The organism is Phocoenobacter atlanticus subsp. cyclopteri, assembly GCF_018343795.1.
GTDB classification, from domain to species: domain Bacteria; phylum Pseudomonadota; class Gammaproteobacteria; order Enterobacterales; family Pasteurellaceae; genus Phocoenobacter; species Phocoenobacter atlanticus.
In genome coordinates this window covers 574104-597182 of the sequence record NZ_CP074346.1, presented here as the reverse complement: position 1 = coordinate 597182, position 23079 = coordinate 574104, and the positions used below count along the sequence as shown (strand labels likewise).

The window sequence follows — 23079 nt, the reverse complement described above, 5'->3', positions numbered from 1 at the left end:
GAGGAAAAAATTATGGCTACAAATAATAATAAAATTGGCGTAGTTCAGCTTACTATTATCACAATGGTAAATATGATGGGTTCAGGAATCATTATGCTTCCAACCAAACTCGCAGAAATAGGCACTATCTCTATCGTTTCTTGGCTCGTAACAGCCGTTGGCTCAACAGCTCTCGCTTATGCGTTTGCTCAATGTGGAATGTTTAGCAAGAAATCAGGTGGAATGGGTGGATATGCTGAATATTCTTTCGGTAAAGCGGGTAATTTTATGGCAAACTACACCTATGGTGTATCACTTGTCATTGCAAATACCGCAATCGCAATTTCTGCGGTGGGTTACGGCTCTGAACTTTTTGGAGTTACACTATCGCCAATCTCTATTGCAATATGGACAACCATTACACTTTGGTTAGCAACATCGCTTAACTTTGGTGGTGCAAGAATCACAGGAAATATTAGCTCATTTACAATTTGGGGCGTAATTATCCCTGTTGTTGGGATCTGTATTATTGGTTGGAAATGGTTCGATCCAGATCTTTATATTAGTTCTTGGAATCCTCATAATGTACCAACTTTTGAAGCCATCGGTGTTTCAATCTCTATGACATTATGGGCATTCTTAGGATTAGAATCTGCTTGTGCAAACACTGATGTTGTAGAAAATCCTGAAAAAAATGTTCCCATTGCCGTATTAGGTGGAACGTTAGGAGCCGCGGTTATTTATATTGTCTCAACAAACGTCATTGCAGGTATCGTACCGAACTTAGATCTCGCAAAATCAACCGCTCCGTTTGGTTTGGCTTTTGCTCATATGTTTGATGAAAATATGGGTAAGATTGTTATGGGACTAATGGTAATGTCTTGCTTCGGTTCACTATTGGGCTGGCAATTCACTATCGCACAAGTATTTAAAAGTTCAGCTGAAGAAGGCTATTTTCCAGCATTCTTTAAAAAAGTTACTAGTAAAAATGCACCAATTGTGGGTATGGTCACCATTACAGCAATTCAAAGTTGCTTAACATTGATGACAATTAGTCCATCACTAAATAAACAATTTAATGTTTTGGTTGATTTAGCGGTTGTTACTAATATTATTCCTTACTTATTATCAATGGCAGCATTGATGGTCTTGCAAAAAGTGGAAAGAGTACCAGAGAATAAGGCAAAAATAACAACATTTGTTGCATTTATTGGTTCCTTATATAGTTTATATGCTTTATATGCAGCAGGCGAACAACCTATGTTATATGGTTCAATTGCTACATTTATTGGTTGGACATTATATGGTTTCGTATCTTATAAATTTGATATGAAAACTGAAAAATAAAAAGAGCATTACATTCCTTTTTTAAGGAAGAAAAATAATTCAAGCGGTAAGATTACTTTCACTTTTTGCAAAAAAATGCGAAAATCCTACCGCTTGATTTTGCTATAACACAAATAAACTATAACTGTGAATACAGAGCATGCCCTGTATCTACGTTAAATAAAACGAACCATATCATCACTTAAACTAAAAATAATGAATACACCAATTATTGATTTACAAATTGTAACCGAAGATCAGTCTGATCTGCCCTCTTTAGAGAAATTTACTTATTGGGTGCAACAAGCTCTTATTTTGGAAGCTCAAACAGAAGATTTTGCGGATACAGAAATCACCATTCGTCTTGTTGATGAAACGGAAAGCCATCACTTAAATTTAACGTATCGAGGTAAGGATAAATCCACCAATGTGCTGTCATTTCCTTTTGAAATGCCAGAAGGGATTGAATTGCCTTTGCTTGGAGATTTGGTGATTTGTCGTCAAGTTGTAGAAAGAGAGGCGAAAGAACAACAGATTGCGTTAGAGTCTCACTGGGCACATTTAACAGTTCACGGCACTTTGCATTTGCTTGGCTACGATCATATTGTAGATGCCGAATCCGAAGAAATGGAAAGCCTCGAAGCTAACATTATGCAATCAATGGGATTTGCTGATCCCTACCTTTGTGAAAAGGCATAATCTTAAATTTTATGCAAATTCTAACTTAAATCCTACCGCTTGTAGCTCTTTTTGTTCAGCTCTTAAATCTGCCGTAACAAGCAGGTTTTGAGCGAGGTAATCTGGCTCAAATTCCAAATACCAATCATTTTCTTTGATATTTAATTTAATGTATTGAGGTATCACGCTTGCTTGACGAGAGCGACTTAACAAGGTTGCTAAGCGGAATATACGCAATAAGGTAATAATATTACGCTTTTTGTAACGATAGCTACTATGAATATAATTCAGCTTAATATCTTGAATATGGTAACGAACGAGGGTTGCAAGTAATTGCTGTTGCTCATAATCAAAACCAGGTAAATTAATATGACTTAGAATATAACTAGAATGATGATTAAATTTGTTATGATTAATGGTGATGCCTACTTCGTGTAGCTGGCTCGCCCATTTCAATATATCTAAGAATTCTGTTCTTAAAAAATGTTTTTCCCAAAAAGGCACTTGATTAAAGAGTTGTATCGCACACTCTTCTACTCTTAAGGCTTGCTGTAAATCAATATTAAATTGTAAAGCTAATGAATCTGCAGTACGTTGTCGAATATCAGAAACTTGAGCGTATTCATCTAAACTGTACATTATCCCTTCTCGTACTGCACCATCCGAATATCGCATTGATTCAATTTGAAAAGTATTAAATAGGGCTTTTAAAATTGCTAATCCAGGTACAAAAACATCGGCACGTTCTTTAAGTAATCCTTTTAGTTGAATATCATTTAATGAAGTAAAAGTGAGGCATTTTTCAATCAAATGCTGTAATCGTTCTTGAGTAATAAACCCATCTTTATAGCCATTTGCTCTTAATACACAACTCACCGTTTTAATTGTTCCTGATGAGCCTAAAACGTGTTTCCAACCTAAAGTACGATAATCCGTTTCTAAATCTTCAATTTTTTCAATAGCAAGCTGATAAGCCTGTTCAAAACACTCTGAATTTAACTCCCCTTGAGGGAAAAAACGTTGTGCAAAACTGACACACCCCATATGACGGCTTTCTGCTCGAATAGGTAAGAAATTATCTCCAATACACATTTCCGTTGAGCCACCACCAATATCAATAATCAGTTTTCTGCCTGTTTCTGGCTGAGTATGACTTGCACCTAAATAAATTAACGTCGCTTCTTCTTGCCCTGAAATAATATTAATAGGATAAGGAAAAACGGTTGCTGCTCGACGTAAAAATTCGGTATTATTTACCGCTCGACGTAAAGTATAAGTCCCAATCACCTTTACATTTTGAGGATCAAAGCCTTGTAAACGGTCAGCAAATAATGCTAAACATTCGACTCCTCGTTGAATGGCTTCATCACTTAATATACGCTCTTCATTTAACCCCTCTGCTAAGCGTACTTGTCGCTTAATACGAGAAAGAATTTGAATTGAACCATTGACTACTCTGGCAATAATCATATGAAAACTATTTGAGCCAAGATCGATTGCGGCAAATTCACGAGGCGTTGATGTTGATTGCATATTTTTGTCCCTTTTTCTGTCATTCCGTTATATTCTAATACAATAAGCGGTAAGATTCTTCAAAAAATTTACAAATACCTTATAATGCCCATTTTAATCAACCTTAATAAAAAGAATATGGTCAATAAACTATTAATATTACATACGGGTGGCACAATTTCAATGAGTGAAGATGAAGAAGGACGTGTTATTCCTTCTCAAAATAATCCATTAATAAATTCACTAAACAAGTTACATATTTCAACTAAAATTGAGCAAGAGGCTATTTTTAACGTCCCTTCGCCGCATATTGATTTAACCCATTGGATTTATTTAAAAAATAGAATTGAACGAGCGATTTTTGAAGAGGGTTATACGGGCATTGTGATTACGCACGGTACAGATACCCTTGAAGAAACCGCTTATTTTCTTGAATTAAGTATTGATACCGATATTCCTATTACCATTACGGGGGCAATGCGTTCAAGTAACGAGTTAGGTTCTGATGGCTTAGTGAATTTACAAAATGCTATTTTAGTGGCATTAAATCCTGAAAGTGTAGGACGTGGCGTTTTAGTGGTGATGAATGATGAAATTCACAATGCCAAATTTGTCACTAAAACACATACCACCAATGTAGCAACCTTTCAAACCCCAACTTTTGGACCTTGTGGATTAATTGCCAAAGATAAAGTGTTATATTTTCAACGTTTAACTCACTATGAACATTTTCCTTTTGAACATTTAGAAAAAACCAATGTAGCATTGATCAAAGCGTATGCAGGAATGAACAGTGAATTATTGAAATATTTGGCAAACAATGAATGCGATGGTGTGGTTATTGAGGCATTAGGTGCAGGAAATTTACCTCCCACTTGTTTGGCAGGCGTTTCTGCCCTATTAAATGCCAACATCCCCGTTGTACTGGTTTCTAGAGCCTTTAATGGCGTCACGCAGGATGTTTATGACTATCTTGGTGGAGGCTGTAGATTAAAACAAGAAGGGGTGATCTTTACGACTGGTTTAAGCGGTCAAAAAGCAAGAATTAAATTATTAATTTTACTTAATCAACAATTAAATCAGCCTCTTGGTGATTATTTCTATTTATGAAGTAATAATGCGGTATGATTTTATAAAAAATTTGCAAATTTTTGTTTACATCATACCGCTTCTTTCCTTTCTTATTTATTTATTTATAATGCTGATAAAACTTATTATTAAATAATTCCTCTGGATCATACTTCAATTTTAATTTGAAAAAGCGTTGACCTTGAGGATAAATTTTATTAAACAAAGGTTTATCAATATGCAATCGATAAGGTAAATAATAGGTACCTTCCATTTCAAGGGCAATGTTAACTAACGCTTTGGTTAATTTTTGCATTTCTAATTCATCTTCTTGAGATTTCTTTTGATTAAATAAAAATACAAAACCAAACACATTTTCCCTTGCGTAATTTAAGTAGCTGTCATTATCTTGATAAACATTACGTATCGTAATATTCAGTAAATCAATCTGTTGGTTAGGTAAAACTGTTTTAAGGGCATTAATGTATTTTGTCACATTGCGTTCGGGTATAAAATATTCGTGTAAAATATCCGTTGAATGATTGTCTTTATTTTCAATTAATTTTACATCGTCATTTAATAAATCATTACGAGAAAAAACGTGATTTTCTGTAATTTCATTCATTCCTTTTTCCAAATCCCAGCGTAATCGCTTACCATATTCACTGTTTACACTACTTCTAAATACAAGGCGTTTCGCTTCTGTACTTTTGGCACTTCCCTGCTCTAAAGGTAACGGTTTTTGATCCACCTGTTCAAAATAATTCAAGGTTGCCTCTTCTAAAAACGCTTTATTAGAAATACGTAATCGCCCAAAAGCGAGTTTTACTTTAGGATTATCTGAAACAAACTTTTTATATTCTTTAACATAATTTTCAGGTTTTAAACGCAGTGATTTAAACTGTAACGCCTCGTTATCCACTACTTTAAGTTTTACATCAAGAATAATCCCAAATAGACCATATCCACCAATTACTAAACTAAATAATTCAGGATTTTCAGTGCGACTACAATTTAAGATATTTCCATTATGATCCATCAAGGTAAATGAAATCACACTGGAAGAAACAGGAGGAGAGTCTTTTTGCCAACCGTGACCGTTCACGCTAATAGAACCGCCAATTGAAAAAGAGCTAAACGCCTGCATTACCGCAATGGATTTATCAAATTGATCTAAATAATTCAACGCCTCTTCCCACAATGCCCCAGAACCAATAGTTAAAATATTATTCGTGGTGTCTAATTGCATTTGATTATAAGGACGCATATTTAGCACAATACCATCAGGATACATCGTATGCCCACCCATACTATGCTTGGCACCTGCCATTGAAATAGCTTTGTGGTTTGTTTTCGCATACTTAAGAATATCTTTTAGCTGGCTAATTATCGCCTCTTTGGACTGTGCCACATCAATGATTTGATCAACCTTTGTGAGATTTAATTCACTGGCATCATTGGTATAGCCTTTAGGAATTTCAACCTTGCTATTATCTTCATTTAAATAAGTTTTAATTAAATGAAAAGCGGGAATAGAAATAAAAATAATTAATAACGCAGTTAATACATAGAAGAGAGATTTTTTGTTTATCATTTTAGAAAAAAGTTAAATTATATGTAGATGGATTATAGGGGGTAAATCCCAATTTTGCACTTAATAATTTGCGGATTTTGATGTTAGGTGTAGTGCTGAAATTTTTGAACTTCTACTACTCATACACCTAATCCATTGTGTACAATTCACTTATTATTATATTTTTTAACTTTTAAATTCCTTTAATGGTTTTTTTAATATGTTTTAAATTAGCGACAATAGTAAAAGTCATAATAACCAGTAATGCCCACGCTCCCCATTTACCGAGATGTACCATAGACCAATGATTTAATTGATTTGGATAACGCCATATTCCTGCAAATGTTCCTATATTTTCAGCCAGCCAAATAAAAAATCCAATTAATCCAAAAGAGACTAACAACGGTATACTTCGCTGTTTATCATAAGACGTAAAATATACTTTTGTTTGAGCATATAACCCTAATACAAAACAGGCTAAATACCAACGATAATCACCGATATAATGATGAGTGAAAAAGTTAATATAAATACAGACTGAAGCTAACGTCGCTAACCAGTATGGAGGATAATTTATTACTTTAAGATCAAATAGACGCCACGCTTGAATAATATAACTTCCGACTGCTGCATACATAAAGCCACTAAAAAGGGGGACTCCAAATAATTTGGTATATCCAAAATCAGGATACGCCCAAGATTGGACACTACTTGATGTTTTAAAGACTTCTAAGGCAAAACCGACAATATGAAATATAGTAATCGCTTTTAATTCATCAAATGTTTCCAGTTTAAAAAATAGCATTAATGCTTGTAAACTAATCGCAAAAATCAGCAACAGATCATAACGAGGAATACCCAGTAATCCAGCTCTTGGAATGATAAATATTGCAATAAAAAATAATCCAGCAAATAGACACGCTCTTAACTCTTTTAAACAAAAAAAGCATAATTCGACAAAAAAGCGTTTTATTCCTGTTAACGCTTTGATTTTGTGTGGCATCATTAACCAATGATCAATTTGATTAAGCATTTTTATATCCTAATGAGGGTAATAAGTACGATAAATAAAAGCCCCTACCAGAATAACCAATATTATAATAATTTGAATTAATCTTTTCTTTGTTAATTTTTCTGCTGGCATTTTATTCTCCTAAAATAATATTTCATTAAATTAATAAAAATCATACTTTCATTATACCCTAAAATAGTGTTAAAATTTGTCCTAAATCAAATTTTTAGTATTTAGGGAAAGCTTAATTTTATGAAAATTATATCAGAATCGAAAATATCTAAACATAAATGTAGCTCGATCCACTGTCAAAATTGTAATATTAGTCAGTTATGTTTACCTTTTACCCTTAACGATCACGAATTAAATCAACTAGATAATATTATTGAGCGAAAAAAACCTATCCAAAAATCTCAAATTATCTTTAAATCAGGCGACCCCTTACAATCACTCTATGCTATTCGTTCAGGTACAATTAAAAATTACACATTAAGCGAAAATGGTGAAGAGCAAATTACCGCTTTTCATCTTCCTGGTGATTTAATTGGTTTCGATGCTATCAATACAATGACTCATATCGGCTTTGCCCAAGCACTTGAAACCTCAATGATTTGTGAAATCCCCTTTGATATTTTAGATGATCTTTCAAGTAAAATGCCAAAAATTCGACATCAAATTATGCGTTTAATGAGTAATGAAATAAGAAATGATCAAGAGATGATTTTATTACTTTCTAGAATGAATGCAGAAGAAAAATTAGCCGCTTTTTTATACAATCTGTCTCAGCGTTACTTTGCTCTAGGCTTCTCTGCACGTGAATTTCGTTTAACAATGACTCGAGGTGACATTGGTAATTATCTTGGCTTGACTATTGAAACCATTAGCCGTTTACTTAGTCGTTTTCAAAAATCTGGAATGATTTCGGTTCAGGGAAAATATATTACTATTAATGAGATGGAACAATTAACTGAAATGGCTGGTTCTACTAAACCTCAAATCCCTATTGTTCAAACTGCATAATAAAATTTGTAAAAAATAACAACAATCATACCGCTTAAAAATATGAGGAATAAAAAATGGATTATCAATTTACTCGAATGGCGTATAACATTGTCGCAAAATGTTCAATGGAATATGAGGCTTTTGCTTCTTGGCTAAATAATGAACTTGAAGAAGCCCATCTTCCCATTATTTTAGATAAAATTACTCAATGTAAAGCAACTTATCCAAGCCCTTTTGAATGGCATTTAATTGGAAAAGAATACAGTCTTTATATTAATGATGATGAAGTAATGGCGAAAGCAAACAGTTTAATGCTTGATAATTATTCTGATGATATTGAAGAGGATTTTCAACTTTATACCCAAGAAAGCATTGCCGTATGCGGGATTGATGATTTTGAAAAGTTTATACTAGATTATCAATCTTTTTTAAATACTTTTCATTAATAAATAGAGAACAAGCGGTATCTTTATTTTTTAAATTTGCAAAAAACTCAAAATAAGTGACCGCTATCCTCTCAATTATCATAATGTCCATAGGCACTGATTAGAATAACAATCACTTTATCATCTCTAATTTCATAAACTAAACGGTGCTCTTTATCAATTCTTCGTGAATAAATTTCACGTTCACTATAATGTTTTAAACGCTCAACCTGTCCTGTACCAGTTCTAGGGTGAATTGTAATTTCCTCTAAAAAATGTTGAATTTTTTGAGCAGTTTTTTATTACCATATTTTTTATGCTTTTTTAGATCTTTCTCTGCCTCAGGTGTAACTATAATTGTATAAGTCATTAACCAAATAATTCCTTTTTATATTCTCCACTCAGCTCTCGACACTGTTCCAAAGGCGTGTTTAATCCTCTGTCAATTTTTGCATAAAAGGCTTCTTTGCTCATTTTGGTCTCACTTTCAGATAGCTTCTTCTCTGCTCGTTCAACGCCAATATTCATTGCTTCTAGCACCCGTACCGCCATTTGATATTGCTCTTCAGAAATATTGTCTTTTAAATATATTGCTTGCATATTTTCCCCTTTTATTACTTATAAGCTAAAAATAATTATACTCAGCTTAATTATTGAGTACAACTTATTTCAATCGTTTAATTTCACTCACATAACTCGGTAAATCCCAAGCACCTCCAGGAAAACCACGACACATTCCAGTGTAGGAATCTTGACTTAAAACAAACTTTTTACCACTCCAAGCGTATTCAGTTGTATACCAACAATCCCCTATTCCACGCCCTTTCCAATGACCTGAAATAATGCCATTCTCATAACCATTCCCCTCACCTACACTCGCTTGTACTTCATTCAATTGCTTATCAACTACCACATAATAATCAGAATAATTATAAGCTGCCATCATACAAGGTATTTGTAATAATGACTTTTTATCATTTAAATCATAAGCCCAAATATCGGTATTTTTCTCAACAAAATCACAAGGTATCGTATTTAATTGTTTTTTAAGGTTGCTTTTTAACAATCCAAAAGTTAAGTGTTTTTTAGCTTTTGGCATCACAGGAATAGTAATAATTGGCTTGGCTTTTGGTTGTAAAACTGCTTCTTTACTTTTGCCTTTTTTAATTAATGCTGATGGCTTTCCTATTCGTTTCTGATACTCATCCATTTTTAACAATACCGCCGTTGCCCCTTTATCGGAAAGGGTAAAGGTATCTTTTTTTGTTCCAAATTTAATGACACTTACCTTTTTCAACGCATTTAATAATGCTTGAGTTTGCTTTTTATTCAACTTACCAGTACAGGCTTTCGATAGGCGAATATGACCTTGTCCTTTACGATTTATACCAAAATAGACCTCGCGAGGACAAGTATTACGTCCATCATACGCAATTGTACTAAATTGTATCTCTGCACTTATTTTTTGCTTATTTCCTGCTTTTCGAGTCAACATAACAGAAACAAGATATTCATATTCACTTTCAGGGTTATACCCTGCGGCTCGACAAGTCCCTGTATTATCACAAGCTAATTCCCAATCTTTATGTTGAAAATTTGGCATTTCTTTAGTGGTTTCATCACTCAATTCATTTGCCATTGTGGTTGGTGAAAAGAAGCATAATAAAACTAAGAGGCTTTGTATTATTTTCATTTGAGATCCTTTTTAAAGGTGTTGCATTAAGCACGAGGGAAAGTTGAGGTTTCTCCATTATAAGAAAGCGGTACGATCTTTGCAAATTTTTGCAAAAATCATACCGCTATATTTTTGGAATTATTCTTTATTTATTACTTTTGTTGTTGCTCTAATTTTTCTTTTGCGATTAAAATACTTTTTTCAATAATACTTACTTTGGGATCATCCTTTGGAAGTAAACGCAACATCATTATCCAGGTTGTCATTGCTCTTTCATAATTCTCTTTTTCAAAATACTGAAAAGCTAATAAACTCAATGCTTCTAGATTGGTATGTTCTACTCTTAATATTTCTTTTAATAATTGCATACCTTTTACATTCTCCATTTTATCCTGAGAAAACAGTAAAAAACGTACATAAGAAAGTTTATATTTTACATTCTCAGGCTCAAATTTATGGGCTTGTGCAAAGCTATCAAAAGCGAGTTGCCCTTTTTCCTGCACCATTGCAATCTGCCCTAGTTTCCACCAATTTTGTGCATTTTCAGGCTCTTTTTGTAATTTTAAACGTAATGCAATGGTTAATTGTTGTAGTTCACTTTTATCCAGTGGTTTAGTTTCGTCTTTTAACCTTTCATAAAAGTAAGGCAATTTTTGATAGGTCATTTCAAGCATTGCTTATTGTTGCCACGATCCAACTTGTATATAACTTAAGGTTGCTAAAATAAGTAAAGTTAAAAAACCTGAAATACCCCAAATTTTCCCAAAACTTTTTTTATCTTCAGGAGCTTCTTCCTGCTCTGGAATATCTTGTAACAAGGCTTGTTGCAATTCAGTTTTAATTTGCTTGCTATTATCTAACAACCCCTGCTCTTCATCATCATTTAACTCTCGTAACCGATTGAAATAAAAAGCTTTGTTAAGTTTATTACGATTAATACCTTTATCTTTAGCGGTATCCCAAAATAATGGATAGAAAGCAATCAATCCTATAATTGCAGTAATGACAATAGCGATTATCCAAAAACTCATTTTTATTCCTTTTCTTTAAGTAATGTAGCTAAACGTTGTTGCTCGGAAGCGGTCAGATTTTCATTACTTTTTGCAATTTTTTGTGTTTTCTTTTTTCTTGAATGATGGCTGAAAATAAAAAATAGCCCAAATAAAATTAATAGTACTGGTGCAATCCATAAGATTGCTGTTGCCGTTGTAACAGGCGGATCGTAAGTCACAAAATGACCGTAGCGTTCCACCATATAATCAATAATATCTTGTTTTTGTTTACCTTCTTGTAATAACTCAAAAACCTTTGCTCGCATATCTACGGCGATAGTTGCATTAGAATCTGCAATATTATTGTTTTGACATTGTGGACAACGTAATTCCTGTGTTAAGGTGTGATAATCCTCTTCTTGCTGTGGTGAGGAAAAATCTAACGCATCAATAGCCGCAACAGCTGAAAGGCTAAAACAAAAAAGAAGTAAATAGACTATTTTTTTCATTATTTTTCACTTAATTTATTATAAATAGGTTGTAATTTTTGTTGCCAAACTTTTGAATTGATATCTCCAGTATGACGATAATGAATAATCCCCTTACCATCTACAATAAAGGTTTCAGGTGCACCATAAACCCCTAAATCTAATCCAAAAGAGCCCTTTTCATCGATAATCACCGTTTGATAAGGATTGCCTAATTTTTTAAGCCATTGTCGTGCTTTTTTAGGATCATCTTTATAGTCCACGCCAATAATATTAATCCCCTGCTTAGCTAATTGATTTAAATATTGATGTTCTGCATAACACGTTGGACACCACGTCGCCCACACATTCACTAACAAAGGCTTACCTTGTTTAAAAAGTTCATTTCTGTGTATTTTGTCGTCAAAGAGATCGTTTAATTCTTTAGCTGGTAATGGTTTACCAATTAAGGCACTTTCTAATGCCCTAGGATCATCACCTTGAGCATTGTGTTGTAATTGTACAAAAAATGCGATCACTAAAACCAAAAAAAGGATCAGTGGAATATAACGTTTTTTATTCATAATAATTTACTTCTCTTTTAACAATGTTGAAAAACGATAACGGCGATCAAAAATACACAGCAAACCGCCAAGTACCATAAATATACCCCCAAACCAAATCCAACGGATAAATGGTTTGTAGTATAAACGTAATGCCCACGCACCATCTGAAAGTTGTTCACCTAAAGCTACATATAAATCACGGCTAAATCCCCAATCAATGGCTGCTTCAGTCATCGACATTTTGCTGACCGTATAAAAACGTTTTTCTGCAAATAATGTGGTTTCAAATTGCCCATTTTTGGTAATATCAATTTGAGCCTTACCGCCGATATAGTTTGCCCCGTTTGCCTCTGAGATACCTTGTAATTTGAAATCATAATCAGCGACTTTGACACTTTCTCCAACATTCATTCGTACATCACGTTCAACACTGTAATTTTGGCTAAATGCGATGCCCCATACTGTCATTGCGACCCCTAAATGAGCCAATATCATTCCCCAATGAGAACGAGATAATTTGGTTATTCCCACTAAGAAACTGTGTCTATGGGTGGATCGTTGATGTAGTCCATAAAGACTAAATAGCACGATAAATACAGATATCATTGATCCTAATACTGACGTTGCGGTAATTTTACTTTGTAGTACAAGCGGTAACATAAAACCTAAAATTAGCATAATAATTAAGCTGATAATAAAAGGTTTACGAATAGCACAAAACTTATCTCGTCGCCATTTTATTAAAGGACCCACACCTAGTAATAGGGCAAAAGGAATCATAATATAGAGGAACATTTGGTTAAAGAAAGGTGCACCAACCGAAATAGTACCTAATCCTAATTGCTTATGCACTAAGGGCAACAATGTCCCTAAAAAAACTACTGTTAATGCAGTCATTAAGAAAATATTATTTAAAAATAGGGCTGTTTCTCGTGAATAATGTTCTGCATTATGACGAGAGCGAATTTGATTTCCTTTGTAAGCGTATAATCCAAAAGATCCTCCTACAACGACAATTAAATAAGCTAAAATATATAAACCACGTGTAGGATCAGAGGCAAAACTATGCACAGAAACTAAGATACCTGAACGCACTAAAAAGGTACCTAATAAACAGAGTGAAAAAGCTAAAATAGCTAATAATACTGTCCACGCTTTAAATGAACCTCGTTTTTCAGTCACAGCAAGGGAATGTAATAAGCCTGTCCCAGCCAACCAAGGCATTAGCGAGGCATTTTCAACAGGATCCCAGAACCACCAACCGCCCCAGCCAAGTTCGTAATATGCCCACCAAGAACCTAATACAATTCCTAAGGTAAGAAAGATCCACGCCGCCATTGTCCAAGGTCTTGACCATCTCGCCCACGCGGTATCAAGTCGTCCTGTCATCAATGAAGCAATCGCAAATGCAAACGCCACAGAAAAACCGACATAACCCATATAAAGTAATGGAGGATGAAAAATGAGTCCTATATCTTGTAATAAAGGGTTAAGTTCTCGCCCTTCTACTGGAAAGTCAGGGAAAGTTCGATCAAAAGGATTAGAGGTAAATAACACAAAGATTAAAAATCCAATCGCCACAATACCTAAAATACCTAATACACGAGCGACCGCTTCTTGTGGCAACGGTTTGCTAAAAAAGGCAACCGCTGCACTCCAAAGAGAAAGCAACCAAATCCATAATAAAAGTGACCCTTCGTGAGATCCCCACACTGCCGATAAACGGTATTCCAAAGGTAAATTTGTATTGGAATTGTTTACGATATATTGCACTGAGAAATCATTGGTTGCAAATAAATAAAATAATGCAAAAAAAGAAAGAGTTAAACTTAAAAATAAGCTGTATGCCATTGGACGAGCCAACGCCATTAACTGAGCATTGCCTTTTTCAGCACCCCAAAGTGGAAAAATAGCTAAGAGCAATGAAATAGCTAAACTAAGAGATAAAGTATAGTTACCTAATTCAGCAATCATTAATTACCTTCTTTCAATTGTTGACGATCTTTTTCACTTTCACGCGTTAAATTAGACACACCCATAGGTTTATGAATTTTTTTCATTTGGTCATTTAATTCAGGTGGTACATAGTTTTCATCGTGTTTTGCTAATACTTCTGTTGCTTCTAACACTGTTGGTGCAACAAGCACCCCTTGAGCAACTATCCCCTGCCCTTCACGGAATAAATCAGGCAAAATACCATCATATTTAACCGTCATTGAAGGTCCGATATCATTCAGTTCAAAGGTAACTTTTAAGCTTTTATTATCACGTTCAACAGAACCAACCACAACCATTCCACCCACACGGATACGTTGTCCTACTTTAGGTTTAGTTGGAGTATCAAATTCATCAAGTTTGCCATAAATTACTTCTGATGGCGTGTAAAAGAAATCAATATTTTGGCGTAGTGCATAGAGCATCAAAGTAGATGCAATAGTCACGCCCACTAATACAAAAATAATAATTGTTAGTCTGGATTTACGTCTAGGATTCATAAATTTCCTCTCATATTTTGCTGACGTTGTTTACGCTCTTGCTCTCGTTTAATTTCTTTAAATAGTGCTTTCTTACTGCTAATGCTTTGCAAACCTAAAACTAAAATTGCGACAAAAGAAATCCCATAAGCGATCCAGACATAAAAACCGTAGCCTCCCATATTAAAAAAATCACTCCAAGATTGAAAAAACATTGTTGTTCTGTTCTCCATATTTTTATATTCGTAGACAGGGCACGCCCTGTCTCTACAAATATAAATTATAAAAAATGTGTAAATTTTTAATTAAATATAACCGCTTATTTTACTAAATCCTGCACCCAAGCACGATTTTTCTCACTTCTCACTAACTCTACTCGGTAACGTACTAAGGTAAACCAAATATAGAGCATCATAAAACCAAAAATACATAAAATTAATGGTATTAGCATTGGGGTAGCGATGGATGGTTTTTCAAATTTTGTAATACTTGCCCCTTGATGTAGGGTATTCCACCACTCTACTGAAAAATGGATAATAGGTAAATTGATTACCCCAACAATATTCAAAATACCCGCTGCTTTTGCCCCTACTCTTTCATTTTGAAAGGCTGAATAAAGTGCGATTACACCAATATAAAGAAAAAATAAAATAAGTTCGGCGGTTAAACGTGCATCCCACACCCACCAAGTACCCCACATTGGTTTGCCCCAAATAGCTCCTTTAACCAGTGCAATAAATGTAAAAGTTGCACCAATCGGTGCCATTGCAATCATTGCAATATGGGCTTGTTTAATTTGCCAAACTAATGCCACAACAGCCGCAATTGCCATTGAACCATAAACAGCCATAGACCAAATTGCACTTGGAACGTGAATATACATAATTCTAAAACTATTCCCTTGTTGGTAATCTGCTGGAGCGAAAGCCAACCCCCATACAATTCCAACGCCTAATAATGCAATACTTAGTACTGCAAATAATGGAATAAATTTTCCACACAAATAATACTGAGTTTCTGATTTAGCATAAGGGTGTAACCATTTCCACATTCTTTGTTATCCTTTTATTGATCTAAACTAATTCTTAATGCAGTGGCAATTGCAAAAGGTGATAAAGTGATTGCTACTGCTAAAAATGCCCCTAAAATAGCCAGTTGACCGTGATAAGGTAATTGTAAATTTGCTGCATCTAATACTGAGGCGGAAAAAATTAATACTGGAATAAAAAGAGGAAGGACTAATAAACTTAATAAAACCCCTCCTTTTCTTAGCCCAACGGTTAATGCTACGCCTATTGCACCAATGCAACTTAAAATCGGTGTGCCAAGTAATAATGTAAGTACCAATGCCCACCAAACTTGAATTTCCAAAGAGAGTAATAATGCCGCAATAGGGGATAATAAAATCAAGGGTAAACCTGTTAATAGCCAATGAGCAATCACTTTTGCTAAAACAATCATCGGCAAAGGTTGAGAAAGTAACATTATTTGTTCTAATGAACCATCTATAAAGTCATCACGGAATAAGCGTTCAAAAGAGAGCAACGCTGAAAGCAACGCCGCCACCCACACAATGCCCGCAGCTATTTTTGAAAGCAATACGGGATCCGATCCCACAGCGAGTGGAAACAAAGTTAAAACAATCAGAAAAAACCACAACGGATTTAAAATTTCTGCTTGCTTTCGCATTGCAATTTGTAATTCTCTTTTAATAATTTGACTAAATATCATCATAATTATCCTGATATTTATACTCTTTTAATTGAAGTATTTTCAATTTTTCACTTGGAATTGCTTGATGACTGGTTAAAATTACAATTCCCCCCTTTTGAGTATGTTGCTCAAATAATTGGGTTAAAACCTGAACACCTTGTTTATCAATCGCATTAAAAGGTTCATCTAAAATCCACAAAGGTGCATTAGATAACCATAATCGTGCTAAAGCAATACGTTTTTGTTGCCCTGCTGAAAGCTGGCTTGCAATAATGTCTTCACGCCCAAACAGACCAACCTTTTGCAAAACGTCCCACAAAATATCGTCGCCTTGCTTACAATCTGTCACTTTTTGATAAAATTGTAAATTTTCCCAAGCGGTTAATTCTTGTTTAATTCCTGCAAGATGTCCTAAATAAAGTAAATTATGGTGATACTCTTCTCGATTTTTATGAATTTTGCAATTATTCCAAAAGATCTCACCGCTTAAAGGTTGAGCTAATCCAACTAAAATACGTAACAAGCTGGTTTTTCCAATACCATTATGCCCTTCAACTTGCACAAAATCACCTGCATTCCAGCAAAAATCTAAATGACTGAATAGTCGTTTATTTCCTCTCTGGCAACAAAGTTGCACAACTTTTAATTGATTATTGTTTGACATAATATATTGATTAATCTTTATTTTTTATAAAATACTAATAACAAGAAACCCTGTGAAAATAAATTTATCACAGGATCTTAAAAATAACCTTTATTTATAAGAGAATTTTATTTTTTCTCTTGCTTTACTGTATCTTGTTTAACTTCATCTACAATTTTTTCAAATTCTGCATCTTTAGCTTCGATTTCTTGTCCTTCATCTTTCATTGCCTTTTTGAAATCTTTCATTGCTCCACCAAGATCAGAACCCATATTTCTTAATTTTTTTGTTCCAAAAAGTAATATAACGACAACAACAATTGCTAATAACTGCCAAGGACTAATTCCCATTTTCATCTCCTAAAAATAATACTCTAAATAGAATAAAATGTGGTTGAATGTTTTTTATCCAACCACACTTCGTTATAAATTTAACGCTACCTTATTAACTGAATATCGCAACAAGTACCGCTACAATATTTTGGTAAAACATTGTTTTGGTTTTAACTTTTTGTACTTTTTCATTAAATGGAATTAACCATATTAATAAATAATTTTGTATAAAATCTTGCTGTTTTTCAGAATCAGATTCTGTCACTAATTTATTCAAGATTTCTAAATAAACACCAATATGATCGCTGGGTTCTTTACTTTCTTGATTAAATTGCAATCCAAATTGTGTTAACAATGAATCCATATAGTTAAGGTTCGTTGCTAAATCCTCTTCTTCTAAATAAGCAGAAGCATACGGCAATGCACTACTTTCTCCATCAAGTAAGAAAAGTTGCGTAAAATCAGCGGCTAGCTCTAACTGACCATAAGGCATTTCATTGATTTGAGTTATATCAGATTTAATCTGTTGAACCTGTGATGACAATCCTTGTTCAGATAACAGCTCAGATAATAACTCAAATAATGGCTCAAACGTACCTTGCTGATATTGTTTAAGCTGCTCTTCTGTAAGCTCGTGGCTTAGCAAACTGCCAAACCACGTGCAAAGAAATGCCTTTTCTTCTTTTTCTAAGTTAATCATATTTTATGATAACTTAACTTCTGTTGGACCAGTAAAGCCATTTGGTGTTGGTGCATCGCCTTGATATTTTTCAACATTCACAATACAAGTATTTGCTGATACTGCTTGAGCAAGCTCAGATGTACCAATATCTAATGTCATTGTATTTGGTGAACCATAGGTATCAATAGCACCGTCTTCTGCACCTAATGGTGAGAACCAAGCCCCTTCTTGTAAGCGTAACACACCACTTGGGAAATTATCAGATAGATGAGCCCCAACAATCGCTTGACCACGATCATTAAATACACGAACTAAATCACCGTGAGCAATACCTAATTTTTTCGCATCTTCTGGGTTCATAAATAATGGTTCACGACCTTGAATTGTATAGGTTTCACGTAACTCTTTTGATTGACACATTTGTGAGTGTAAACGTTTATCTGGGTGAGCTGATTGTAACCAGAATGGGTATTTATCTGATTTAGGACCACCGTGAGAACGCTCTTCTTTTTCAAACCACATTGGATGTCCTTTACAGTTATTATACCCATACTCAGCTATTTTATTGCTGAAAATTTCAATAAAGCCTGATGGTGTACCTAGTGCGTGTAATTCTGGATCTTCAATGAAGTCAGCGTGACGTACCCAAGGTTTACCTTCTGGGAATAACACATAACCTTTTTTCCAGAACTCTGCAAATGGTGGCATTTCAAATTTGCCATTATTCTCTTTACGACAATCTTCGTAAAGTGACTCAACCCATTGCATTTCATTCATACCACGCGTATATTCTTTCTCTTTACCAAAACGTTTACAAAGATCTTTAAAGATCTCAAAGTCTGAACGAGACTCATATAAAGGCTCAACTAATTTTTCCATTTTAATCACACCACGTGCACTGTATGAACCGTAACCATCAATATCGTTACGTTCAAATGGTGTACAAGCTGGTAATACGATATCCGCAAAACGACAAGTTGCAGTCCAAGCATAATCAACAGAAATAACGGTTTCTAATTTTTTGAACGCTTCTTTCATTTTGTTATGTTGTGATTGACGATGCCACTGGTTACAACCAGAGAAGATAACCATTTTATATGGTGCATAAACCACTTTTTTACCGTTATAGTTAATGGTTTCGCCGGCGTGAAGAATCGAATCTGTTGCTCTTGCCACAGGAATAACCGCACTATAACCTTTATAATCTTTGTTATCGTAAACAGGCTTTTGACCTTCATCAATATTAAGTGGGAATGCACCTGGCATTGCCGCACCTGAGCTTGAAACACCTACGGAACTATAATGGTGAGCATAACTAATACCACCACCTGGTAAACCAATTTGTCCTAACATTGATGCTAAAACAGCCGCCATCCAATATGGTTGTTCACCGTGTTGTTGACGTTGAATTGCCCAACCAAAGATAAACTGTGTACGTTTACCCACTAATGAGCGAGTAAATTCACGGATTTTATCTGCTGGAATACCACAGATTTTTTCTGCCCATTCTGGTGTTTTTGCAACTTTATCTTCTGTTTCACCCATTAAGTATGGAACAAAATCTTCAAAACCTACGGTATAAGTATCAATAAAGTCTTCATTGTATAATTTTTCAGTATAAAGCACATACGCCATTGCCAACATCATCGCAACGTCTGTTTGTGGGTTGATATACTGATGTTCACAACCTAAGAAATTCTGTGTTTTTGTTTTAACAGGGTCAACAGAAATGACATTTACGCCTTTTGCCGCAACTTTCTGTTTTAATTGTTCTAAATAAGCATAAGCTTCGTGAGTTTCACAGTTCCAACCAACTTGTAAGTTTTTAACAGGATCGCTTGACCAGAAAATAATATTTTCACTTTCTTTTAAGATTACATCCCAAGATGTTCCTTGTGAGTAAACTTCGGTTGAACCTAAAACATAAGGAAGAATAACTTGTCCCGCCCCAGTAGAATAATCTCCCGCAGAAGTGACACTATGTCCAAACATACCCACAGCACGGTTCATATGGTTACCACAACTGTGGAATTGACCTGTTGAACGCCAACCTACGTTTGCAGTGTGTAATGCCCAAGGACCATAATTTTTTTGAACACGATCTAATTCTTGATAGAAATAATCTAACGCTTCGTCCCAAGACACACGTACAAAACGATTATCTCCACGGTTTTCAACACCTACTAATTTTTCAGGATTTTTACGGTTTTTAAGCCAATCTAAACGTACCATAGGATAGCGAACACGGGCTTCACTATAAATTAATCCTTTGATCCCTTTAAGCATTTCTGTTGGGTTTTTATCATACTCAAATGCTTTAACTGCACTTACTTTACCATTTTCAACTTTGGCACGAAATGCACCCCAGTGTGAACCGCTTAATTTCCACTCTGACGACTCCGTATTTGCAAATGCATTTCTTGAAACAAGAAAGCTTGGCATTGAAAGAGTTGCAGCCATTGCCGAAGCACTGGTTAAAAACTGACGACGAGATTGTTGCATAATGTTTCTCCTTATTTATTCGGATGTTTTTCAAAATCTGATGAGTGCATTTGTAAATAACGCAATACTTGTTTACCAGTTGTTTCATCTATACTAGTAAAGCCAACCATTCCATTAAATAAACCAATCCAAGTATTTGCATCAAAATGTGCAACATCTGGTTGCTTATGACAAGTACTACATTGTGTTTTATACACACCTTCTGCTTTCGCCCAAAGGCTATCAATGTTCTCTATTAACTGTGATTTTACAACCCATGCTTGCAATTTAATTTTTTGCCATTTTAAACGAGTAACAGAATCTTTAACTTTTTCAAGTACTTCATATTGTTTAGGTTTAGTTTTCATAAACTTCTTAGTTAATACCGCATCGGTAATATTTTTACCCATTTCGTGATAACCAATACGACCAAAACCTTTCGCCTTACGCCACACGGTAAACTCAACTAAGTCCGCTTTATCTGCTGATTTAATAAATGTCACAGGTACGGCCGTTTCTAAATAGCCAATTTCCTGTTGCATATTTTCATCAGTGAATAATTTAGCACTCTCTTTCGTGAAATAAGTTGTTCCTGCTGTTAAATCACTTACCGCTTCAACTTCTTTTGGTTTTGGCAAATGATGTGAAATACCTTTATGGCAATCAATACAGCTTTGATCTTTCTCTGCTGCTGGTTTCATTGCATTTCTTGCAGCTTCTGACATTTTATCAAATTTCATTCTATCATAGCGATGACAGTTTTTGCATTCCTGTGAACCATTGGCTGACATTCTTGCCCACTCTCTTTCTGCCATTTCTAAACGATGTTTTTCGAAAGCACCTTCTTCATCATATTTACCAACCATTTCTGCATAAACTTCTCTTAATGCTTTGATCTTACGAATATATTTATCAATCATATTATGAGGTAAATGACAATCCGAACAAGATGCTGTTACACCAAACTTATTTGACCAATGTGATTTTTCTTTTAATTCTGCTAATGGTTGTTCCATCGAATGGCAGCTCACACAAAACTCTTCCGTGCTTGTTTTATCCATTACCGTATTAAATACCCCCCAAGCAATAATACCTGTGATAGCACCGACTACCAATAAAACACCTAGCCCTAATTTAGACGGTTTAAAGAAAAAATTCTTTAACCAATGAAATACTTTCATTGAACACTCCAACTTAAAAATAAAAAATAGATTTACTAGTAAAAACTAGTAATAAAATAAAATAAAATAAATTATGTTAATTTGGTATTATACATTCTGAAAATGTAAAGATATAGTTACAAAATGTAATAAAAGTTGTTTAAAATCAAACAATCTTTGTTTAATAATAAAGTATCGCTTCTATTATAAGTGGTTACATTTTGAATAAAATTTGCAAATTTTATGGAAAATATTACCGCTTACTCTTACAAACTTTACCAATCTTCTTGATAAGTAAATGTCTGACTAAATCCACTATATTGCAAATATTTCACAAGACTTTTACTCCTTGTACCATTGCTACAAATAAAAATATAAGATTTAGATTTTGATAGAAAATCACTCGGATTATCTAATAATTGATCTGGCGTAAAATGGGCTGTCGCATATTTACAAGGTCTTGTATTCATTTCATTTTCACGACGAATATCAATAATTTCATACCCCTGTTCCAACGCTTGATCTAATTCCCCTTGAAAAACTAAATTTGCTGTATAGCGATTCACAACTATTTTATCATTCTGCGAATGGCAACAATCCTGATCAAAAGGAATAGCGATCTTGTTTAAACTCAACGAATAAAAATCAAAATGATAAAGTGTACTTTCTGCCACAGGATAAAATCCTGAAAGTAGCTTAATCGCTTCTAAGGCTTGCAAACAACCCATCGTACCAGGAACTGGTCCTAATACGCCAAGAATATCGCAACTTCCGGTTACTTCTACACTTTCTGGCCACATACAACGGAAACAGCTAAATGGCTGATCTTTTTGAGGGATCATCGTGAAAAGTTGCCCTGTCATTGCTGAGGCATTTGCAAAAATAACGGGGATTTGGCGTAAAATCGCGACATCATTTAACATATAGCTAAAAGACAACATATCTGTACAATCCAACACCACTTCATATTGTGAGATTAAACGTAATAATGTTTGCACATCTAATGAAGAACCGATGGCTTTTACATCTAACTGCGGATTACGAGCCAACAAATATTGCTTAACCGTTTCGGCTTTATTATTACCTAAATCACTTTGGGTAAACAACGTTTGACGGTGCAAATTGCTTGGTTCGATATTATCATAATCAACAATCGTAATATGCCTAATACCTGACATTGCTAAATAACTGACTGCCGTTGTTGCTAGCCCACCTGCACCGATGACCAATACTCGACTGTTATTTAACTGCTGTTGTTTCTCTGCTGTCATTCCTTTTACAAGTAACTGGCGAGAAACATCAAGGGTTGAATGTTGCAT

23 protein-coding genes and 2 pseudogenes are annotated in these 23079 nt (G+C 34.5%); 5 read left to right on the top strand and 20 right to left on the bottom strand.

What is annotated here, in order from left to right; genetic code table 11:
• Positions 1–12: 12 nt before the first annotated feature.
• Positions 13–1326 (top strand): putrescine-ornithine antiporter, encoded by a 1314-nt coding sequence (gene potE, locus KGI96_RS02750; protein WP_211597448.1) that lies wholly within the window; start codon positions 13–15, stop codon positions 1324–1326.
• Positions 1327–1521: 195 nt separating this feature from the next.
• Positions 1522–2004: an rRNA maturation RNase YbeY gene (gene ybeY / locus KGI96_RS02745; RefSeq protein WP_211597447.1), complete on the top strand. Its 483-nt coding sequence runs from the start codon at positions 1522–1524 to the stop codon at positions 2002–2004.
• 9 nt (positions 2005–2013) lie between these two features.
• Here the strand turns inward: ybeY and ppx are convergent, their stop codons facing one another.
• Positions 2014–3516 (bottom strand): exopolyphosphatase, encoded by a 1503-nt coding sequence (ppx, locus tag KGI96_RS02740; protein ID WP_211597446.1) that lies wholly within the window; start codon positions 3514–3516, stop codon positions 2014–2016.
• Between the two features lie 117 nt (positions 3517–3633).
• Between ppx and KGI96_RS02735 the strand changes: the two genes are divergently transcribed.
• The gene (locus tag KGI96_RS02735) at positions 3634–4605 is read left to right on the top strand and encodes an asparaginase (RefSeq protein ID WP_211597445.1); all 972 of its coding nucleotides are present in this window, start codon (positions 3634–3636) and stop codon (positions 4603–4605) included.
• A 79-nt stretch (positions 4606–4684) separates the two neighbouring features.
• On the opposite strand, the gene KGI96_RS02730 is transcribed toward KGI96_RS02735, so the two are convergent.
• On the bottom strand, positions 4685–6157 hold the full coding sequence (locus tag KGI96_RS02730) for an FAD-binding protein (protein ID WP_211597444.1): 1473 nt from the start codon (positions 6155–6157) through the stop codon (positions 4685–4687).
• 172 nt (positions 6158–6329) lie between these two features.
• Positions 6330–7169: a DUF817 domain-containing protein gene (locus tag KGI96_RS02725; protein WP_211597443.1), complete on the bottom strand. Its 840-nt coding sequence runs from the start codon at positions 7167–7169 to the stop codon at positions 6330–6332.
• 231 nt (positions 7170–7400) lie between these two features.
• Between KGI96_RS02725 and KGI96_RS02720 the strand changes: the two genes are divergently transcribed.
• Positions 7401–8168, top strand: a complete 768-nt coding sequence (locus tag KGI96_RS02720; RefSeq protein ID WP_213156541.1) for an FNR family transcription factor — start codon at positions 7401–7403, stop codon at positions 8166–8168.
• Between the two features lie 56 nt (positions 8169–8224).
• Complete coding sequence (locus tag KGI96_RS02715) at positions 8225–8596, top strand: YacL family protein (RefSeq protein ID WP_211597441.1); 372 nt, start codon at positions 8225–8227, stop codon at positions 8594–8596.
• 71 nt (positions 8597–8667) lie between these two features.
• Here KGI96_RS02715 and KGI96_RS11235 read toward each other — a convergent pair.
• The 17 genes and pseudogenes from KGI96_RS11235 to KGI96_RS02630 form a co-directional block, all read right to left on the bottom strand.
• Positions 8668–8862, bottom strand: a pseudogene (locus KGI96_RS11235) (Txe/YoeB family addiction module toxin); the annotation flags it as partial.
• 82 nt (positions 8863–8944) lie between these two features.
• Positions 8945–9175, bottom strand: coding sequence for a hypothetical protein (locus KGI96_RS02705; protein WP_211597439.1), 231 nt, complete (start codon positions 9173–9175; stop codon positions 8945–8947).
• Between the two features lie 64 nt (positions 9176–9239).
• Positions 9240–10268, bottom strand: a complete 1029-nt coding sequence (locus tag KGI96_RS02700) for a DUF1176 domain-containing protein (RefSeq protein WP_211597438.1) — start codon at positions 10266–10268, stop codon at positions 9240–9242.
• A 134-nt stretch (positions 10269–10402) separates the two neighbouring features.
• Positions 10403–11281 (bottom strand): annotated as a pseudogene (gene ccmI / locus KGI96_RS02695) (c-type cytochrome biogenesis protein CcmI).
• 2 nt (positions 11282–11283) lie between these two features.
• Entirely contained in the window at positions 11284–11751 is a 468-nt protein-coding gene (locus KGI96_RS02690) for a cytochrome c-type biogenesis protein (RefSeq protein ID WP_211597437.1), read from the bottom strand.
• Entirely contained in the window at positions 11751–12293 is a 543-nt protein-coding gene (locus KGI96_RS02685) for a DsbE family thiol:disulfide interchange protein (protein ID WP_211597436.1), read from the bottom strand. Before KGI96_RS02685 ends, KGI96_RS02690 begins: the two co-directional genes overlap by 1 nt.
• Before the next feature lie 6 nt (positions 12294–12299).
• Entirely contained in the window at positions 12300–14249 is a 1950-nt protein-coding gene (locus tag KGI96_RS02680) for a heme lyase CcmF/NrfE family subunit (protein WP_211597435.1), read from the bottom strand.
• Positions 14249–14770 (bottom strand): cytochrome c maturation protein CcmE, encoded by a 522-nt coding sequence (gene ccmE / locus KGI96_RS02675; protein WP_211597434.1) that lies wholly within the window; start codon positions 14768–14770, stop codon positions 14249–14251. The genes KGI96_RS02680 and ccmE overlap by 1 nt, the downstream gene beginning before the upstream one ends.
• On the bottom strand, positions 14767–14964 hold the full coding sequence (ccmD, locus tag KGI96_RS02670; protein WP_211597433.1) for a heme exporter protein CcmD: 198 nt from the start codon (positions 14962–14964) through the stop codon (positions 14767–14769). Before ccmD ends, ccmE begins: the two co-directional genes overlap by 4 nt.
• A gap of 104 nt (positions 14965–15068) precedes the next feature.
• Positions 15069–15800, bottom strand: a complete 732-nt coding sequence (locus KGI96_RS02665) for a heme ABC transporter permease (protein WP_211597432.1) — start codon at positions 15798–15800, stop codon at positions 15069–15071.
• 14 nt (positions 15801–15814) lie between these two features.
• Positions 15815–16480 carry a heme exporter protein CcmB gene (gene ccmB / locus KGI96_RS02660; RefSeq protein WP_211597532.1) on the bottom strand — a complete coding sequence of 222 codons (666 nt, stop codon included), beginning with the start codon at positions 16478–16480 and terminating at the stop codon, positions 15815–15817.
• Positions 16470–17126 carry a cytochrome c biogenesis heme-transporting ATPase CcmA gene (ccmA, locus tag KGI96_RS02655; protein ID WP_211597431.1) on the bottom strand — a complete coding sequence of 219 codons (657 nt, stop codon included), beginning with the start codon at positions 17124–17126 and terminating at the stop codon, positions 16470–16472. Before ccmA ends, ccmB begins: the two co-directional genes overlap by 11 nt.
• A gap of 107 nt (positions 17127–17233) precedes the next feature.
• Positions 17234–17455, bottom strand: coding sequence for a twin-arginine translocase TatA/TatE family subunit (gene tatA, locus KGI96_RS02650; protein WP_090922727.1), 222 nt, complete (start codon positions 17453–17455; stop codon positions 17234–17236).
• A 94-nt stretch (positions 17456–17549) separates the two neighbouring features.
• Positions 17550–18137 carry a molecular chaperone TorD gene (torD, locus tag KGI96_RS02645; protein ID WP_211597430.1) on the bottom strand — a complete coding sequence of 196 codons (588 nt, stop codon included), beginning with the start codon at positions 18135–18137 and terminating at the stop codon, positions 17550–17552.
• A 3-nt stretch (positions 18138–18140) separates the two neighbouring features.
• Positions 18141–20621, bottom strand: a complete 2481-nt coding sequence (gene torA, locus KGI96_RS02640) for a trimethylamine-N-oxide reductase TorA (protein ID WP_213156540.1) — start codon at positions 20619–20621, stop codon at positions 18141–18143.
• A gap of 11 nt (positions 20622–20632) precedes the next feature.
• Entirely contained in the window at positions 20633–21781 is a 1149-nt protein-coding gene (gene torC, locus KGI96_RS02635; RefSeq protein ID WP_211597428.1) for a pentaheme c-type cytochrome TorC, read from the bottom strand.
• 254 nt (positions 21782–22035) lie between these two features.
• On the bottom strand, positions 22036–23079 hold the full coding sequence (locus tag KGI96_RS02630; protein ID WP_211597427.1) for a HesA/MoeB/ThiF family protein: 1044 nt from the start codon (positions 23077–23079) through the stop codon (positions 22036–22038).

What these genes read in the sequence shown, in the direction of transcription:
- potE (WP_211597448.1), top strand. Translation starts at nt 13, where the DNA reads ATGGCTACAAATAATAATAAAATTGGCGTAGTTCAGCTTACTATTATC.
- ybeY (WP_211597447.1), top strand. Translation starts at nt 1,522, where the DNA reads ATGAATACACCAATTATTGATTTACAAATTGTAACCGAAGATCAGTCT.
- ppx (WP_211597446.1), bottom strand. Translation starts at nt 3,516, where the DNA reads ATGCAATCAACATCAACGCCTCGTGAATTTGCCGCAATCGATCTTGGC.
- KGI96_RS02735 (WP_211597445.1), top strand. Translation starts at nt 3,634, where the DNA reads ATGGTCAATAAACTATTAATATTACATACGGGTGGCACAATTTCAATG.
- KGI96_RS02730 (WP_211597444.1), bottom strand. Translation starts at nt 6,157, where the DNA reads ATGATAAACAAAAAATCTCTCTTCTATGTATTAACTGCGTTATTAATT.
- KGI96_RS02725 (WP_211597443.1), bottom strand. Translation starts at nt 7,169, where the DNA reads ATGCTTAATCAAATTGATCATTGGTTAATGATGCCACACAAAATCAAA.
- KGI96_RS02720 (WP_213156541.1), top strand. Translation starts at nt 7,401, where the DNA reads ATGAAAATTATATCAGAATCGAAAATATCTAAACATAAATGTAGCTCG.
- KGI96_RS02715 (WP_211597441.1), top strand. Translation starts at nt 8,225, where the DNA reads ATGGATTATCAATTTACTCGAATGGCGTATAACATTGTCGCAAAATGT.
- KGI96_RS02705 (WP_211597439.1), bottom strand. Translation starts at nt 9,175, where the DNA reads ATGCAAGCAATATATTTAAAAGACAATATTTCTGAAGAGCAATATCAA.
- KGI96_RS02700 (WP_211597438.1), bottom strand. Translation starts at nt 10,268, where the DNA reads ATGAAAATAATACAAAGCCTCTTAGTTTTATTATGCTTCTTTTCACCA.
- KGI96_RS02690 (WP_211597437.1), bottom strand. Translation starts at nt 11,751, where the DNA reads ATGAAAAAAATAGTCTATTTACTTCTTTTTTGTTTTAGCCTTTCAGCT.
- KGI96_RS02685 (WP_211597436.1), bottom strand. Translation starts at nt 12,293, where the DNA reads ATGAATAAAAAACGTTATATTCCACTGATCCTTTTTTTGGTTTTAGTG.
- KGI96_RS02680 (WP_211597435.1), bottom strand. Translation starts at nt 14,249, where the DNA reads ATGATTGCTGAATTAGGTAACTATACTTTATCTCTTAGTTTAGCTATT.
- ccmE (WP_211597434.1), bottom strand. Translation starts at nt 14,770, where the DNA reads ATGAATCCTAGACGTAAATCCAGACTAACAATTATTATTTTTGTATTA.
- ccmD (WP_211597433.1), bottom strand. Translation starts at nt 14,964, where the DNA reads ATGTTTTTTCAATCTTGGAGTGATTTTTTTAATATGGGAGGCTACGGT.
- KGI96_RS02665 (WP_211597432.1), bottom strand. Translation starts at nt 15,800, where the DNA reads ATGTGGAAATGGTTACACCCTTATGCTAAATCAGAAACTCAGTATTAT.
- ccmB (WP_211597532.1), bottom strand. Translation starts at nt 16,480, where the DNA reads ATGATATTTAGTCAAATTATTAAAAGAGAATTACAAATTGCAATGCGA.
- ccmA (WP_211597431.1), bottom strand. Translation starts at nt 17,126, where the DNA reads ATGTCAAACAATAATCAATTAAAAGTTGTGCAACTTTGTTGCCAGAGA.
- tatA (WP_090922727.1), bottom strand. Translation starts at nt 17,455, where the DNA reads ATGGGAATTAGTCCTTGGCAGTTATTAGCAATTGTTGTTGTCGTTATA.
- torD (WP_211597430.1), bottom strand. Translation starts at nt 18,137, where the DNA reads ATGATTAACTTAGAAAAAGAAGAAAAGGCATTTCTTTGCACGTGGTTT.
- torA (WP_213156540.1), bottom strand. Translation starts at nt 20,621, where the DNA reads ATGCAACAATCTCGTCGTCAGTTTTTAACCAGTGCTTCGGCAATGGCT.
- torC (WP_211597428.1), bottom strand. Translation starts at nt 21,781, where the DNA reads ATGAAAGTATTTCATTGGTTAAAGAATTTTTTCTTTAAACCGTCTAAA.
- KGI96_RS02630 (WP_211597427.1), bottom strand. Translation starts at nt 23,079, where the DNA reads ATGCAACATTCAACCCTTGATGTTTCTCGCCAGTTACTTGTAAAAGGA.